Annotated in this window: 17 protein-coding genes; 12 read left to right on the forward strand and 5 right to left on the reverse strand. The window is 61.9% G+C overall.

Translation table 11 applies throughout. From position 1 onward, the window contains the following. Positions 1–480: 480 nt before the first annotated feature. Complete coding sequence (locus ACSQ9A_RS32940; RefSeq protein WP_436307008.1) at positions 481–702, forward strand: hypothetical protein; 222 nt, start codon at positions 481–483, stop codon at positions 700–702. A gap of 574 nt (positions 703–1,276) precedes the next feature. On the opposite strand, the gene ACSQ9A_RS32945 is transcribed toward ACSQ9A_RS32940, so the two are convergent. Then, on the reverse strand, positions 1,277–2,920 hold the full coding sequence (locus tag ACSQ9A_RS32945) for a Fic family protein (protein ID WP_436307009.1): 1,644 nt from the start codon (positions 2,918–2,920) through the stop codon (positions 1,277–1,279). Between the two features lie 234 nt (positions 2,921–3,154). Between ACSQ9A_RS32945 and ACSQ9A_RS32950 the strand changes: the two genes are divergently transcribed. Continuing rightward, on the forward strand, positions 3,155–3,535 hold the full coding sequence (locus ACSQ9A_RS32950; protein ID WP_436307010.1) for a hypothetical protein: 381 nt from the start codon (positions 3,155–3,157) through the stop codon (positions 3,533–3,535). 31 nt (positions 3,536–3,566) lie between these two features. On the opposite strand, the gene ACSQ9A_RS32955 is transcribed toward ACSQ9A_RS32950, so the two are convergent. The 4 genes from ACSQ9A_RS32955 to ACSQ9A_RS32970 form a co-directional block, all read right to left on the reverse strand. Continuing rightward, a complete protein-coding gene (locus tag ACSQ9A_RS32955) occupies positions 3,567–4,001 on the reverse strand; it encodes a hypothetical protein (RefSeq protein WP_436307011.1) in 435 nt (144 codons plus the stop codon). A gap of 67 nt (positions 4,002–4,068) precedes the next feature. Next, complete coding sequence (locus tag ACSQ9A_RS32960) at positions 4,069–4,404, reverse strand: hypothetical protein (protein ID WP_436307012.1); 336 nt, start codon at positions 4,402–4,404, stop codon at positions 4,069–4,071. A gap of 1,418 nt (positions 4,405–5,822) precedes the next feature. After that, the gene (locus ACSQ9A_RS32965) at positions 5,823–6,086 is read right to left on the reverse strand and encodes a hypothetical protein (protein WP_436307013.1); all 264 of its coding nucleotides are present in this window, start codon (positions 6,084–6,086) and stop codon (positions 5,823–5,825) included. Beyond that, positions 6,083–6,649, reverse strand: coding sequence for an IS66 family transposase (locus tag ACSQ9A_RS32970; protein ID WP_436307014.1), 567 nt, complete (start codon positions 6,647–6,649; stop codon positions 6,083–6,085). Before ACSQ9A_RS32970 ends, ACSQ9A_RS32965 begins: the two co-directional genes overlap by 4 nt. Before the next feature lie 26 nt (positions 6,650–6,675). On the opposite strand from ACSQ9A_RS32970, the gene ACSQ9A_RS32975 reads away from it, so the two are divergent. The 10 genes from ACSQ9A_RS32975 (at position 6,676) to ACSQ9A_RS33020 (ending at position 14,025) form a co-directional block, all read left to right on the forward strand. Beyond that, positions 6,676–7,047, forward strand: a complete 372-nt coding sequence (locus ACSQ9A_RS32975; protein ID WP_436307015.1) for a hypothetical protein — start codon at positions 6,676–6,678, stop codon at positions 7,045–7,047. A 20-nt stretch (positions 7,048–7,067) separates the two neighbouring features. Continuing rightward, a complete protein-coding gene (locus tag ACSQ9A_RS32980; RefSeq protein WP_436307016.1) occupies positions 7,068–8,225 on the forward strand; it encodes a hypothetical protein in 1,158 nt (385 codons plus the stop codon). 7 nt (positions 8,226–8,232) lie between these two features. Continuing rightward, entirely contained in the window at positions 8,233–10,680 is a 2,448-nt protein-coding gene (locus ACSQ9A_RS32985; protein ID WP_436307017.1) for a TOTE conflict system archaeo-eukaryotic primase domain-containing protein, read from the forward strand. Next, complete coding sequence (locus tag ACSQ9A_RS32990; protein ID WP_436307018.1) at positions 10,677–10,973, forward strand: hypothetical protein; 297 nt, start codon at positions 10,677–10,679, stop codon at positions 10,971–10,973. Before ACSQ9A_RS32985 ends, ACSQ9A_RS32990 begins: the two co-directional genes overlap by 4 nt. Before the next feature lie 35 nt (positions 10,974–11,008). Beyond that, the gene (locus ACSQ9A_RS32995) at positions 11,009–11,239 is read left to right on the forward strand and encodes an antitoxin (RefSeq protein WP_436307019.1); all 231 of its coding nucleotides are present in this window, start codon (positions 11,009–11,011) and stop codon (positions 11,237–11,239) included. Next, positions 11,240–11,644 (forward strand): type II toxin-antitoxin system tRNA(fMet)-specific endonuclease VapC, encoded by a 405-nt coding sequence (gene vapC / locus ACSQ9A_RS33000; protein ID WP_436307020.1) that lies wholly within the window; start codon positions 11,240–11,242, stop codon positions 11,642–11,644. It begins immediately after the preceding gene. 161 nt (positions 11,645–11,805) lie between these two features. After that, complete coding sequence (locus ACSQ9A_RS33005; protein WP_436307021.1) at positions 11,806–12,297, forward strand: helix-turn-helix domain-containing protein; 492 nt, start codon at positions 11,806–11,808, stop codon at positions 12,295–12,297. A 45-nt stretch (positions 12,298–12,342) separates the two neighbouring features. After that, the gene (locus ACSQ9A_RS33010; RefSeq protein WP_436307022.1) at positions 12,343–12,951 is read left to right on the forward strand and encodes a nucleotidyl transferase AbiEii/AbiGii toxin family protein; all 609 of its coding nucleotides are present in this window, start codon (positions 12,343–12,345) and stop codon (positions 12,949–12,951) included. A gap of 557 nt (positions 12,952–13,508) precedes the next feature. Further along, complete coding sequence (locus ACSQ9A_RS33015) at positions 13,509–13,751, forward strand: CopG family ribbon-helix-helix protein (RefSeq protein WP_436307023.1); 243 nt, start codon at positions 13,509–13,511, stop codon at positions 13,749–13,751. Further along, positions 13,741–14,025: a type II toxin-antitoxin system RelE/ParE family toxin gene (locus tag ACSQ9A_RS33020; protein ID WP_436307024.1), complete on the forward strand. Its 285-nt coding sequence runs from the start codon at positions 13,741–13,743 to the stop codon at positions 14,023–14,025. Before ACSQ9A_RS33015 ends, ACSQ9A_RS33020 begins: the two co-directional genes overlap by 11 nt. Positions 14,026–14,239: the final 214 nt, after the last annotated feature.

Below are 14,239 nucleotides of genomic sequence, written 5' to 3' on the forward strand. Positions count from 1 at the left end.
ACTGGGGTCAGATTTTCATTGCCGCAGATGCTGTACTTGGAACCTATCATCCCGTTCTTTCCTCTGGGGATCAATCGAACCGTTCGATGGCAGACGAATGGGACCGAGCTTGGTCTACACGTTGCGAACGCATACCCGCATCCGCAGTGCATCGCATCCGCAAGGGCCGGTTCAATCTCGGCCGTCTGCGCCAGAGCGGCCAAGCTGCGACCGCGATCTGGAACGCAGTGCTGTCGATCTGACCGGCGCAACGCATTCGCGAGCGTCGTTCGCCGGGGCAGGCTTCCTCGATCTCGGCAATGGAAAGCGGCAGCCTGCGCCTCAGCGCTGCGATCACGGCCGGCGCACCCATACAATGCTGCGCCGCAGCATGTGTCCATGGCGACACCGGTTCCCGGCCCTGTCCTCGCCAGCAGGTCCGGGCCTTGACAACCGGCGCGCGCGGCTGCGCCCGCGCGGCTGGCCGACCTGGAGCAATCAATGAACCACCCGCAAGCCCCCTCTTGCGACGACAACATCAAGCCCTCGCTGCTGCGCCGCATTCCACTGGCGCTCGGCGCCTTGCACCATCGGCAGCATGCCAAGGCCGGGATGACTCGCGCGATGGGTGCAGGCATCGCGAGTCCGATGACGGACCTCGATGCGAAGGCGCGCCAGGAGCGGATGGACCAGGCTTACGCGTTTGGGTTCGCCCGCCCATAGGTCCTTGCACCTTACCGAGCACATGAGATAGCAATTTGGAATCGTGGTTTTAAACAGAGTAACGCCAGACTTAAACAAGCTGCAGGTTGGTCTAAATGTTGGTCCGGAAGTTGCAAAACGCATGATTGACAAATTGAGATGGCGTTTTTATGGAACGACATCCGTAGGTGTCTGGGCAATGCCCAGGGCCAGCTCATCTCCCGAATGGGCGTTTCGCGATTACTTCATCAAGGAGCCGACCTTAGATTGGCCAAGCGGGTACACGACGATTACGTATCTTGCACCTGTCCTAGTGAGGAAAATCGAGCTCCTTAACATGGAGACCAAGGAAGTCTTTGGCGAAATTCCGCTTATGTCACCTTGAGACGTCGCCAGCACGTTTTTTGAATCTCTCTGTGCGCCTTGTCTGGAACCACTTGCGGGCCCTTGCAGCGGGGCGCCCCATTGCGCCACGGCCTGGTTCGAATGCTCTCGCCCGCTTGCACCCGATGGGAGCTGCCAATCTCGAACGCGCACTCAGAACTCGGCGCACCTTGCCGCGCGCGAGGTCCTTCCGACAGGGTCCGTGTGGCGCTCAGCCGCGCGGGCGTTGGGGATCGTCTTCGTCAATGTTGGCGTCTGAGGCGCCATCGTTGCGGCGCGTGTTGGCCTGCGCCTCCCTCGCTGCGGCCAGGCTCTGGGCGACGAACGTCGCAAACGGCCTGATGTCGCTCTGGCCGCTTGCCGCGTTGAACGCCGCCATGTACCGGTCGCGTTCTTCAAGACGCAGCACCGTCCATGGGAACCCGCCGGAGGCCAGCATCGCGTTCATGACGAATCGCCCAAGACGACCGTTGCCGTCCATGTACGGATGAATGAAGACGAACATGAAGTGGCCCAAGACCGCGCGCACTCCTGCCGATGGCTCGTCGCGTAGCAGCTCGAAAAGCACGGGCATCATGACCCGCACCGCTTCACGCGGCGGTGGTACGTGCTGGGCGTTGCGAATGTAGACCTGATGGCCTCGGTAGCCCGCGAGGTCGCTTGGCGCGAGGAGTCCGGCTGTGACGCTCGGCGAGAACATTGCTCGGAACCAAGCGCCATGATCGCTTTTGAGGACGTCGCCAGCGTTCGCACCCGCGAAGATCTTTTGAATGGAGGCCTTGACTTCGTTGTGCGCTAGCCAGTAGCCGTGTGCCGCCATCCCATCTCTCGACTGCCGGTCCTGCTCATGGATGTCCTCGTTCCAGTCTCCGGCTGCCACGCGACGGATCAGTTCAGGCGTGACTCGATAGCCCTCGATGGACAGAGAGTGGTAGGCATCGGTGACGTAGACGTCTTCGATCGCCTTCATGAACGCGGGAACGTCCCTCGGAAGGTCCTGCTCCTCGCGCGGGAAGGTGTTGGCCACGTCGTCGCGCATGGACGCCCACATGAGCCGCAATCTGGAGACGTAGGGGGACTCGATGCGGTCGCCTGGCACGATTCGCGGCGGGGTCTCGAACGGGTTGGATTCGGTGACCTGGTTGCCCAAGGTGCGCATGAATCCGACGATATCGTCCGCAATCGCGTCTCGGCCCACAGCGCGGAAGGCGCCCGCGAGGCGGCCGGCAATTGTGCGGTGGTTTCCTTCTGCGAGCAGACGGCTGAGCTCCGACGCGTCGCTGATTGACAGCAATGCAACTTGCGCGTCCTGGGCGGAGGCTCTAAAGAAGTTCTCTGGCGCCTTCAGGAGTGCCTGTGCCAGCGTCATCGTGCGAATATTGCCGACGCTGTCGCGCCGGTCCGAGCCCGGAAAGTCTTTGGCCTGGTAGTCCATGAGGGAGAACCCGTTCGGCAAGGCAACCACGCTGTTCTTGCCCAGTGGCGCGTGAACGACGACCTGATTGGGCAGCAGGGTCGTGCCGGCGTGAAGTTTCAGCGAATAGTCCGCGGCAACGCACCAGTCCGCGCCGAACCTGGCGTTGCAATAGGCGGCGATAAAGTCCTTCATGCCCGCAATCCATGGCGTGGTGTCGCCGGCCTTCGCCGAAGGGTTGGCGGACATGTACCAGCCCTGGATCACTGGTTGGATATACCCGGCATGGAGCAACGCCTCACGGTCCGCGCGCGAGAATTGATTCGTGCTGAAGACGCTTAAGCCCTGTTGCTGCAAGGCGTGCAACGCCTCGAGGCCGGCGGCGAGTCGCCTCTGAGCAGGGGTGGCTGTTCGGCTGGCGGTCGCCTGATTCGTTGCCATGCTTCGCCCTCGTTACTTGGGTCCAGATCCAAAAGTCACCGGTGGCTAGGTTTCTCCGACAACCGGCAGCTAGGGTTTATTGTAACCAATAGCTAGGTTTCATTGTCTTCCGAGCGCTAGGTTTTTATGTAGCCGACAGCTAGGTTTTGTTGTTCACTCCATGCGATTCCGGCTCGACGGCTCTCGGCTGGCTGATCGATGCAGAGATCTCGGTTGAACGGTACGAGGCACCGTTTGCGCGGCGAGCAGGCGCAGAAGAATCATCCCGACGGCTTCTTCTTGCTTTGTCGGAAGGCTTACTTCGTAGAGTCGGCGGGGAATGCTTACACGACGATCTTGCAGCTCCCCGGCCGGGAGCTGTACCTGGCATCGCTGTGGTACGGCGCCACCCCTGACCGATTGGTACAGCAATGCACCGACGGCGTCCAATTCGGCGACCCAGAGTTTGGCGAGGACAATTGCATGATCTCCATCGCAGTGAACGCGTTGGATGAGGGATTGATTGTTTCGGAGGACGCCAGTCCGCACATGCGCTATGTCGAAGTTGGATCGGGTTTGCGGATGCCTTTCGTGAAGGAAGAGAACCTGTTCGACCTTGGAATCGTCCTGGCTTGAAGTTGAAGAGCATGCGACTGGCTCAACTCCGCTAAGCGACGCGCGTGATAGTGACGTTTATCTCGCCGCGATTGTTCCAGTACGCAAACCAGGCATCGTTGGCGAATAGGTGCAGCTCTTCATCGCGGCTGCCGCCCTGCCCTTCATAGGTCCACTGAAGGTGCTTCCCAACTGGGAAAAGGTGTTCACCGGATCGTCCCACCGAACCGATCAGCTGGAACCACCTTCCCGACTCACAGCGCAAGGCCCAACTCACCATTGACTGCACGAAAGTGGGTCTATCCCGCCCATCGGCATCAGAGTCGAGCTTCCAGTCCTGCCAGTGGCTCTTGTCAGCGACGATCACGTATTTCGCACCACGCTTGAGGACCACGCCGGTCGGAACGTAGCGGGAGGCGCTCGGCACGCACACGCTAGTGGACTGACCGATGGCTAGCTGCGCAGCGTGGTGCTTGCGTGCGCTCAACGCGTGCCCCCCATGCCTTGCACGCCGGTGGTGCGTTGAGCATCCAAACAAGCCAAGTCCACGGCGCTCATTGATCCGGTGCGTTGAAGTAGCAAGTCAGACCGTCCTCGTCACCCTTGATTCCGTAGATCTTCCGGTCAATCTGTCCGGCCTCCAGATCGCGTCGAGAGCGAAGGGTGCGACCGAACACGTTCAACATCTTCTTGGGCATCTTGTCTTGGACAAAGTACCCATGGCCACCGCCACCATCCCTTGTATTGGTGCAGCTGATGTAGCGCATGTACGGAACTCGAAGCCGATCGGGTGTAGGGTCTGTCCCGAGCTTCAACTGTGTGTCACCCGTCAGACCGTTGTCTGCGATGCTCGCTCCGGCCAAGACCGAGTCGCCGTCGTTGAATGTCACGAAGAGCTGGCTGTTGGGCCGGATCTTGGCGAGCCATTCGCGATGACCGACCGCCCGAACACACGGCGCCAGGAGTGCGACGTTCTGTGCTGTAGCGATCGACTCGGCCGCCCCCGATTCGTGAAGATCAACATAGTCCCCTCCGGTCGTTGGACGCAGATTCTCGGCGTCGTCTCCACCCCGGAGACCGCGGAGAACGTGGATTGACGAGATGGCCGACTGGGCTTAGGTCCACGGCATCTCCAGCGCGGTGGCCGAGCAACGCAAAGCGAGGCGTCAACCAGCAGATCCCATCAGATGGCCAAAAGCCACGACCAAAGTCCGGATGTACGGGAGCAATCTTTACCCGAGCACGCTGGAGCGATGACCGGCGAGTTGCTGGCGCGCATCGGACGCGGTCCGTCGGGACCCTCGCCCTAGGCGCCTGCTTCAGGGCCGCTCGCCTGCTGGCTGCTCTCGGTGCTCGGCGTGTCGGCGAGTAACTCTCGTGGTGTAAGGAGCGCACCTGCGGCGAAGATAGGCTGGATGTCTGCGCCTCTCACCGCTTCTTGGTTGTTCCTCCTCGCTTCCTTATCTGCTCCCTCGTGGTCGCAAGCCGTGAATCGAGGCCAGCTTGAAGCATCCGCGTCGATCCTGCTGCGTGACGTCGCTGCCGAGCTGTGCGGCAAGAGCGCCCGGCCCGCGGATGCTGACCTGGCTCAGCCGTCGCCGACGTCTCGAAGCCGCTTGAACGACGCAGAGTTGGTGTTCAAAAGCCTTGGCTATGGGCAGGCATCGATCAACGGGTTCGACACGCGCCTGCAAGGTCTGCCGGCCGGTCCGGAATGCCGCGCGCACGCGATCTCGGCGCTATGGCAACACTTCACCGCGTTGGGCCGCCCGAAGGCTGCTTCGGGCAGCGAGAGTGCTGGAGGTCCCGAGATGGTCGACTTGCCTGCAGTCGCCGAGCTTCCGCAGCTCCCCACAGCCACGGAACGGCAGAGGGCGTCTTCCACGCCGAGCAGGCCTCGGCGGCAAGGCTCCCAGCAACTGCCGAGCCTGAGCGTCGCGCCCCTTGTTGGACCCGAGGTAAGCAGGCCATCGGATGCTGCGCCGCCGCCGCCGCCGGCGCCGGCGCCGGCGCCCATGGCGGAGAGCGCGCCCGCCAGCGGACCAGTTGCCGCAGAAGGCGCGAGCGGCGGTGGAACTACGTCTGCACAGGTCCTAGCGGCGACCTCGGGCGCCCGGTTGCCGTTCGCTACGAGGCACCTGGGATGGGTCGCCGTGGGTCTGATGATGGTAATCGCCGCGCTCGGAGGCTGGTGGCTCCGGCGGGGGAGGAAGGTCACGAGTGCCGAGCTGGCGCGCCGGCGTCTGCGACCCACCTGAGCATCCAGGTACGACCTCAGGCGGAATGCGCGAGTGCGCGGCCACGCCGGTCACTTCTTCGGACGCGGCTTGATCGCCTTTGGCCTATCGCCTCCAAAGTCCTGGGCCTCCATCGGCAGGCCGGCGCGCGCGATTCGCATCGGCTCGGGCTCGCCAGAGATCGTGACGACAACCCTGGTCCAGCCGTCGGTCGCTCTCCCGAAGACTGCCGTCCCCTCGACGCCAGGGGTGCGCACCGCGCGCAGGATCCGCGCGTCGTTGACTTCGAAGTCCTCGGGGGCGTAGACGAAGGGGATGGTTTCGGTAGCGCTCATGGGGACCCTACAACCAGCCGGTGTTGAGACCATCTGTACGATTTTCCGGGCTCCATGTGACGCATGCTATGCGAAGTTCCCGGGCGCGGAATGTGGACGAATTCCGCCTCTAGCGCCGACGGGAAAAACATGGCAAGTTGGGGTGATCGTACTTTTCGTGATTGGTACGGTTTCACCGTTTTGATGAGGAGTGCCGGCCCCTTGCGATTGCGCGCGACGGGGCCTTGCTTCGCTGCTTCTTGCTCGGGTCTCAGCTCCTTGATCTCTCGTTCGATGCCGTACAACTGCCCGCTGAAGTCGATGGCCGTGGCGGCGATCGTGCTCTTGTTAGCGGCGTGCAGCTCCATGAATTCGCGGCGCGCGTGCGCCTTATGCGGAGCACAACACGCCCGCCGCAAGTTCATCCAGTCCTGCAGCGTGTGCAGATCCGTACTGGACATCTTCTTGTCGGCCGCCTCGAAGGGGTAGCAAAAAAGCTGCCCGAGGCCGGAACTGCTTGGACCCATTTCGGCTTCGCCGAGTCGACCAATGAAAGCAGCCCATGGATCGTCGTCGCGGTTCAAGTCGCCAAGGTGAGGACGGTGCCAAGATGACGATCATGAAGCAGAACCCCTTTTCCGGTTCTTGGCGCATCGTCTGGATGTCCGGCTGGGACCAGAACTACGTGGACATAGAAGTGCCCGGCCACATCATCTTCAGCGCAGACCGGTCCGGCAGCTTCCAGTTCGGACTGGTACAAGCACAGATGGACTGCAAGATCGACAAGCGGCAGGGCCAACGCATCGAGTTCACCTGGCACGGCTTCGACGAGGGCGATGAACTGACTGGGCGCGGGCATGCTGAGATCGTTGACGGCGAGTTGCACGGTCACCTCTACATCCACCTCGGCGACGATTCCGCGTTCCGCGCGGTCGGGGAAACGATGGCCAAGCGCAAGTCCGCCCGCAAGCGAACGGGCTGAGCCTACGCTGATGCAATCACATGAGCGAGTACCAATACTACGAATTCGCGGCCATCGACCGGCCGCTGACCCGCACCGAGATGGCCGAACTGCGCGCCGTCTCCACACGCGCGGAGATCACGCCTTCGGGCTTCGTCAACCACTACGAGTGGGGAGACCTGAAGGCCGATCCAGCCGAATGGATGCGTCGCTACTTCGATGCCTTCGTCTACACCGCCAACTGGTGCAGTTGCCGGCTGGCCTTGCGCGTGCCGCTGGCCACGTTCCGCAAAGCCGAACTGGCGCCCTTCTCTTCCCGGCATGCGCTGACAATCGAGACCAGCGACACGCACTGGATCATCGACTGGTCGCTCGACGAGAGCGAAAACTACGATCGCTTCGGCATGGAAGACGGAAGCGGCTGGATGCGGCGCCTGGCGCCGCTGCGCGATGAACTATTGCGCGGCGACCTGCGGCCGCTCTACCTCGGGTGGCTGGCCGGAGCCGCTGGCGGCGAACTCGCGGACGGCGCGCTGGAACCGGAAGTGCCGCCCAGCCTGTCGGCGTTGTCACCTCCTCAGCAGGCCTTGGTCGAATTCCTGGAAGTCGATCCCGACATGCTCGCGGCGGCGATGGCAGGCAGTGGATGCGCTTCTGAGGCTGATTCAGCGCAAGGCGATCGCATCGATGCGTGGCTGAGTGAATGGTCGCATGACGAGATGGCAAACATGTTGAAGCTGATCGCACAGGGCCGTGGGCACGAAGCGGAGCGCCAGGTCAGATCCCGCCACGCAGCTTGGCTGAAGGCACGACGCCCTTCGTCCGCATCTTCCGCATCGCGGCGCAGCGTGGGCCAACTGCGTGCACTCGCCCAATCGGCCTCTGGCGCTCGCTTGGAGCGCGAGACAAAGGAACGCGCGAAGCAGGAGACGAAGCACCGGCAGCAACGCGAAGCGGCCCTTCAGTTGTTGATGACCGATGTGGACAAGCGCTGGGCTGCCATCGACGCACAGGCACGGCGTGGTTCGGCATCGGGTTACGAGCATGCGGTGCGGACATTGGTCGACTTGGCGGAGGGCTATGCACTCACGTCTAGCCGCAAGGAGTTCGACCGCGCGCTGCGGCGCTTTCTGGTTCGTCATGCAACGCGTGGCGCATTGTTGCGCCGTCTGACCGAAGCAGGTCTGTGGTCAGGATGAATTCGTCATGACTGCACACAGCGGCGACGAACTCGCGCGGTTGCGCGCCGAGAACGCTCGGCTGGCCGGGCTGCTCGAGGCCCATGGCATAGCCTGGCGCGTGCCCGAAGCCGCGGCCGCGCCGGCTGCGATGATGCCGCTGACGATAGACGAGAAAGTCGCGCTCTTTCGCCGGCTGTTCCGAGGACGCACCGATGTCTATCCCGTGCGCTGGGAGAGCAAGGCGGGTAAGACAGGCTACTCGCCAGCGTGCGTCGATGAATGGCGTGTGGGCGTATGCGAGAAGCCCCGCATCAAATGCTCGGATTGCGGCCATCGACTGCTGATGCCTTTGGTCGACCAGACCATCTACGACCACCTCGCCGGTCGTCATACCGTCGGCGTTTATCCGCTACTGGCAGACGACGACTGCCACTTCCTTGCCGTGGACTTCGACGATGCCGATTGGCGCAGCGATGCCCAGGCCTTCATTCAATCCTGCCGTGAATTGGGCGTGCCGGCCGCGCTGGAAATCTCGCGCTCCGGCAACGGCGCCCATGCGTGGGTGTTCTTCTCATCGAAGGTCGCGGCGCGGGATGCACGACGGCTTGGAACCTCCCTCATCAGCCATACCTGTGCCCGCACCCGGCAACTGAAGCTCTCGTCCTATGACCGCCTGTTCCCGAACCAGGACACGATGCCGAAGGGTGGATTCGGCAACCTGATTGCCCTGCCTTTGCAGAAGGCATCTCGCGAGCGCGGTGGCAGCGTGTTCGTGGACGATACGCTGCAGCCCCACGTGGACCAATGGGCCTTCCTCGCATCGGTGCAGCCGATGGCACCGCACGACATCGAGCCAACGATCCTGCGCGCCACCGGAGGCTCGCATCCGCTCGACGTCACCTTCATCACCGAGGAAGAACAACACGAGCCGTGGACGCGCAAAGGACCTGCCAAGCAGCGCCTGCCCGGCGCCATGCCTGCATCTCTGACCGTGACTCTGGCCAACCTGCTGTATTTCGGCAAGGCATCCCTGCCTCAAGCGCTTGCGAACCGCCTGATCCGCTTGGCCGCGTTCCAGAACCCAGAGTTCTACAAGGCGCAGGCGATGCGCCTGTCGGTATGGAATGAGCCGCGCGTGATCGGCTGCGCCGAGAATTTCCCGAACCACATCGCCCTGCCGCGAGGCTGCCTGGATGCCGTCCGGGGGCTTTTGCGCGAGAACGGCATTCGCTGCGAGTTGCAGGATGAGCGATTCAGCGGTGAACCGCTGGAGGTGAGCTTCGCCGGCACGCTACGGTCGGACCAAGAGGAAGCAGTCGCGGCGATGCTTCGTCACGACACCGGCATCCTGTGCGCGCCAACAGCGTTTGGCAAGACGGTCACAGCGGCGGCGTTGATCGCACGGCGGGGCGTGAACACGCTGGTGCTGGTGCACCGTACCGAACTCCTCAAGCAATGGCAGGAGCGGCTTCAGGCTTTCCTGGGCGTTGGCAAAGGCGTGATCGGCACCATCGGAGGCGGTAAGGCCAAGCCTACGGGCCGGATCGACATCGCGTTGATGCAGTCATTGTCTCGGCAGGGGGAAACCAACGAGATTGTCGAGAACTACGGCCAGGTCATTGCCGACGAATGCCACCACCTGTCGGCGTTTTCGTTCGAAGCCATCATGAAGCGAACGCGGGCGAGGTACGTGCTCGGGCTCACCGCTACGCCGATCCGACGCGACGGGCGACAGCCGATCATCTTCATGCAGTGTGGCCCCACGCGACACACAGCTGCACGCCCGACGGGAGCCCCGCAAACCCTGGAGGCAATCCCCCGCTATTTGTCAGCGCACATCGAACTTGCCGCCGACGCCGGCATACAGGACGTGTTCCGGCACGTTGCCAACGACGCCAGCCGTACCGAAGCCATCGCAGATGAGATCGCGAGCGCTTTCGAGCAGGGGCACAAGGTGCTGGTACTGACCGAACGGACCGACCACCTCGACGCCATCGGCACTACCTTGGCAGGCCGCGTGCCAACGCTGTTCACGCTGCACGGCCGCATGTCAAAGAAACAGCGCGTTGCACTGATCGGTGCACTGGATGCTCTGCCGCCTGATGCGCCGCGCGTGCTGCTGTCCACCGGCAAACTGGTCGGCGAAGGCTTTGACCATCCACCGTTGGACACGCTGGTGCTGGCCATGCCCATCTCGTGGAAAGGTACGTTGCAGCAGTACGCCGGACGCCTACACCGCGAACATGCTGAGAAGTCCCGCGTGCGCATCATCGACTTCATCGATGCCGGACACCCGGCCTTGCTGCGCATGTGGGACAAGCGCCAGCGCGGCTACCAAACCATGGGTTATCGGATCCCCTCAGCAGGCGTCGACGCCCAACTGGCCTTTGACGAGCAGCAGCGGGATGGTGTTCAAGACTCTCCCCACGCCAGTGCGGTGTCATCGCTTGCAGGCAAGACAATATCGGCATGAAGCAGCAGGAGCTTGGCCTCAATCTGAGCACGCGGCGCACACGCAGGCTCCGTCGCAACAAGCCGCCGAAGGCGTGGGAAGGCGCGACGGCAGTCGCCGCTCAAAAGGCCAGCGAGTGGAACTGCTGGCCGCAGACGTGGTTGGTCCCCAACCTCGCGCCCGACAAGGGCGCGGTCTTCCGCGAAGCCGCACGCCTGCTGAGGGCCGGGCGCCGGCTGACGCTGGCCGACATCGTGACCGATGTGCATATCCCTGAGGGAATCCCCTGCACCCCGTTGACGCGGTCAGCGTGAATGTATATACTGTTTGTATATACGCAGGAGACCCGATGACTTACGCCCGTGTTTTCCAGTCCGGCAACAGCCAGGCTGTGCGCTTGCCGAAGGAGTTTCGATTCACAGCCGAGCAGGTGGAGATCTTCCGCCAAGGCAACGACATCGTTTTGCGTGAGCGGCCCGCCAGTGCAGCCGCCATCTTTGACGCCCTCGTCGGCATGCCTGCCGACTTCATGACCGATGGCCGCAGCGACAGCCCTCCCCAGGAGCGGGAGTTGTTCTGAATGGCCATTGGCTATCTTCTCGACACCAACATCTGCATCTACATCGCGAAGCACAATCCGGCCACCGTTCGAGCGCGCTTTGAGCAACTGAGCGCCGACGTCCTGGCCATGTCGGTCATTACGCTGGGCGAACTGCAACACGGCGCGGAAAAAAGCCAAGCCCGTTCCAAGGCCCTGGCTGCGCTGCAGCAGCTGCAGAGCGCCATCCAGGTCGAACCACTCACACAGGCGGTGGGCCAGCACTACGGCCAGATCCGCAGCGTCCTTGAGCGCAAAGGCCAGTCCATCGGCAACAACGACCTTTGGATCGCCGCCCACGCCCGTGCCGAAGGCTGGGTGCTGGTCACCAACAACGAGCGTGAGTTCAGCCGAGTCGACGACCTGGCTGTTGAGAACTGGGTTTGATGAGCCATCGAAATCAGCCGAAGATTTCGACAATCTTATGTCCAATATTTTGGACATTACAGGCGCTACGAGAGACGGAAACCGAACTGATGTGTCAAAGATGGAAGGGTGCGAACCCATGATCTGTAAAATGTCCAAAATAACAGACACTTGTCGCGCTTATGAATCTCACTCAGATAGGCCATGCCGTGCGAGCTCGCCGCGAGGCGTTGGGGCTCACGCAGGCGCAGCTCGCGCAACTGAGCGGACTGTCGCGCCAGACGCTGGTCGGGCTGGAGAATGGGACGTTGAGCGACTTAGGCTTTCAGCGAGTCGCCCAAGTGCTTTCGGTACTGGGCTTGGACGTATCCGGGCCGACAACAGCGGCGCGCGAGAAGAAACGCGGCCTTTGGATGGCTGCCAAAACGGCCAGCGTCAGCTATTCCAGCGAACTGGCGCCTGAAACCTTGGGCCACGCACTGGCTAGCGGCGATGTTCCCGAACCCTACGTGGCACACCTGACTCACCTGTTGGATGAAGCGCCATTGCCGATCATCGTGATGGCAGTCGAAGAAGCGGCTTCTCGTGAACACGTACTGCCGCGACAAGTCTGGCGCAACGTGGCGAAGCTCGCGAAGTCGCTGGCGGTGCACCGCCAGGGGCTGCCGGCGTGATGACGAAGAGCCTTCCTCGAGGTCCGTGGGAGGTACCCACGGGCGTTGGCGCTCATCGACGACATTCAAAAGCATGGTGGGCTCGCTGACCCGTTTTGGACGCTTGGCGGTGGCACGGTCCTGATGTTCCGATACGAGCATCGTCTCAGCAAGGACATCGACATTTTTGTTCCCGACCCGCAGTACCTCGGTTTCGTGACGCCTCGCCTGAGCGACACGGCCGCTGAACTAACGAACGACTACACGGAGCTGCCTGGCTCGTTTGTGAAGCTCCAGTTCGAGGAGGGCGAAATCGACTTCGTCGCCGCACCGAATCTTCTCGACCAGGCCTGGGAAATCTGGGAGATTGCAGGACGCAGCATAAGGGTTGAAACGGCAGCAGAAATCATCGCAAAGAAGATATATCACCGGGGTAATCGTGCCACTGCGCGCGACCTTTTCGATCTTTCGTTGGTGATCGAACGAGAGCCGCAACAGTTGAGGCGAGCGGCCACGTTCCTTCTGCGCCACCGGCAAACCTTCCTTGACCAACTTGAGCAGCCCCGGCCCGGCTTGATTGCAGGTTTCGAGGCAATTGCCGCGCTCTCATACCGCCCGACATTTGACCACTGCGTCTCGGTGGCGCGTGAGTTTTTGACGAGCCTTCGGGATTGAGACCCTCACCGGCAAAGTCATGGGAAGAACAGACAGCCGACAGGCCGAGCTCATGCCAGCCGCAGCCTCGATCGCGTGAAGTTGGGCGGCCATCGAGCGGTCATAGAAGAACATACAAAAACAATATGCCTTATGTGAAATGACGGCGGATGGCTGAAGGCGGGCCGCTTCATGGCAAATTACCCAACGCCTTGTGCCTCAACTCTGCAACGACCTCGCGCGTCATGACGCGCCCCTGGCCCGAGCTCAACCCCTCTTCGATTCGCTCGCGAAAGCGCCTCTTTGCCTGCTCCTCCTGATCCCTGCGGATCAACTCACGGCGGTACTGATTTGTTTGCATAGTGACCCAGGAGAACACGCTGAGCACCGCTCGTTCGTGACTTACACGAGCACCCTGACGCGTGAGGCGCTTGAGGATCTGCTGCGTCCCGAAGACTTTCTCGTCGAGTCCGCTCTGCAGCGTGCTCTGAGGCAGCTATGGTAGGCGCATGCATGCGATATTGTAGTAGGATGTGTACATCCGACCACTCTTCTCGTGCCACCGCTCCAGATCTCCCATGTCTACCACCATGACTGTTCGACTTGACGACGAAGTCAAGGATCGTCTCGACCATCTGGCCGAAGCGACGCAGCGCAGCAAATCGTTCTTGGCAGCCGAAGCGATTCGTGCCTATGTTGAAAACAACGAATGGCAGATCGGCGAAGTCCAGGCTGCGCTGAAGGAAGCTGACGCTGGCGATTTCGCCAGCGACAAGGAGGTCGCGGCCTTCGCAAGAAAATGGAAGGTGAATGCGGGTTAGGTGGCTGCGTAAGGCGCTGCTCAATTTGGACGAAGAGGCCGCGTACATCGCCACCGACGATGCGGCTGCGGCGCGACTGGTCGTCGGGCGCATTCTCGACTCTGTGGCCCAGCTCGCTCATCAGCCTGGCCTTGGCCGCCCTGGGCGTATGCCCGGGACCCGTGAATTGATCGTGCCAAAAACGCGTTACATCGTGCCCTATCGCGTGGGCGGAGACGCGGTCGAGATTCTGCGCGTCTTTCATACATCTCGCCGTCTGCCACAGCGTTGGTAGATAGCGCGGCACGGAGTCTGATCTCTGGCACGCCGTAAAAAAACGGAATCGAGCGCTCGCGCCGTACCCCAGACCCAGGAACTGGGACGGCAGACTTTGCGACATTTCTAGTTAGCCAAAACGCGACATTACTATTCAGCCGCTACATTCGGAGCCTTGGCAAGATTGATTGTGTTAAATGACGCCATCTGCTCGCAGCAGAGGCCGGTGTCAA

It is taken from the genome of Variovorax sp. LjRoot290 (assembly GCF_964253985.1).
Classification (GTDB): domain Bacteria; phylum Pseudomonadota; class Gammaproteobacteria; order Burkholderiales; family Burkholderiaceae_C; genus Variovorax.

What these genes read in the sequence shown, in the direction of transcription:
- ACSQ9A_RS32995 (WP_436307019.1), top strand. Translation starts at nt 11,009, where the DNA reads ATGACTTACGCCCGTGTTTTCCAGTCCGGCAACAGCCAGGCTGTGCGC.
- ACSQ9A_RS33015 (WP_436307023.1), top strand. Translation starts at nt 13,509, where the DNA reads ATGTCTACCACCATGACTGTTCGACTTGACGACGAAGTCAAGGATCGT.
- ACSQ9A_RS32990 (WP_436307018.1), top strand. Translation starts at nt 10,677, where the DNA reads ATGAAGCAGCAGGAGCTTGGCCTCAATCTGAGCACGCGGCGCACACGC.
- ACSQ9A_RS32980 (WP_436307016.1), top strand. Translation starts at nt 7,068, where the DNA reads ATGAGCGAGTACCAATACTACGAATTCGCGGCCATCGACCGGCCGCTG.
- ACSQ9A_RS32945 (WP_436307009.1), bottom strand. Translation starts at nt 2,920, where the DNA reads ATGGCAACGAATCAGGCGACCGCCAGCCGAACAGCCACCCCTGCTCAG.
- vapC (WP_436307020.1), top strand. Translation starts at nt 11,240, where the DNA reads ATGGCCATTGGCTATCTTCTCGACACCAACATCTGCATCTACATCGCG.
- ACSQ9A_RS33005 (WP_436307021.1), top strand. Translation starts at nt 11,806, where the DNA reads ATGAATCTCACTCAGATAGGCCATGCCGTGCGAGCTCGCCGCGAGGCG.
- ACSQ9A_RS32965 (WP_436307013.1), bottom strand. Translation starts at nt 6,086, where the DNA reads ATGAGCGCTACCGAAACCATCCCCTTCGTCTACGCCCCCGAGGACTTC.
- ACSQ9A_RS32975 (WP_436307015.1), top strand. Translation starts at nt 6,676, where the DNA reads ATGACGATCATGAAGCAGAACCCCTTTTCCGGTTCTTGGCGCATCGTC.
- ACSQ9A_RS33020 (WP_436307024.1), top strand. Translation starts at nt 13,741, where the DNA reads ATGCGGGTTAGGTGGCTGCGTAAGGCGCTGCTCAATTTGGACGAAGAG.
- ACSQ9A_RS32940 (WP_436307008.1), top strand. Translation starts at nt 481, where the DNA reads ATGAACCACCCGCAAGCCCCCTCTTGCGACGACAACATCAAGCCCTCG.
- ACSQ9A_RS32985 (WP_436307017.1), top strand. Translation starts at nt 8,233, where the DNA reads ATGACTGCACACAGCGGCGACGAACTCGCGCGGTTGCGCGCCGAGAAC.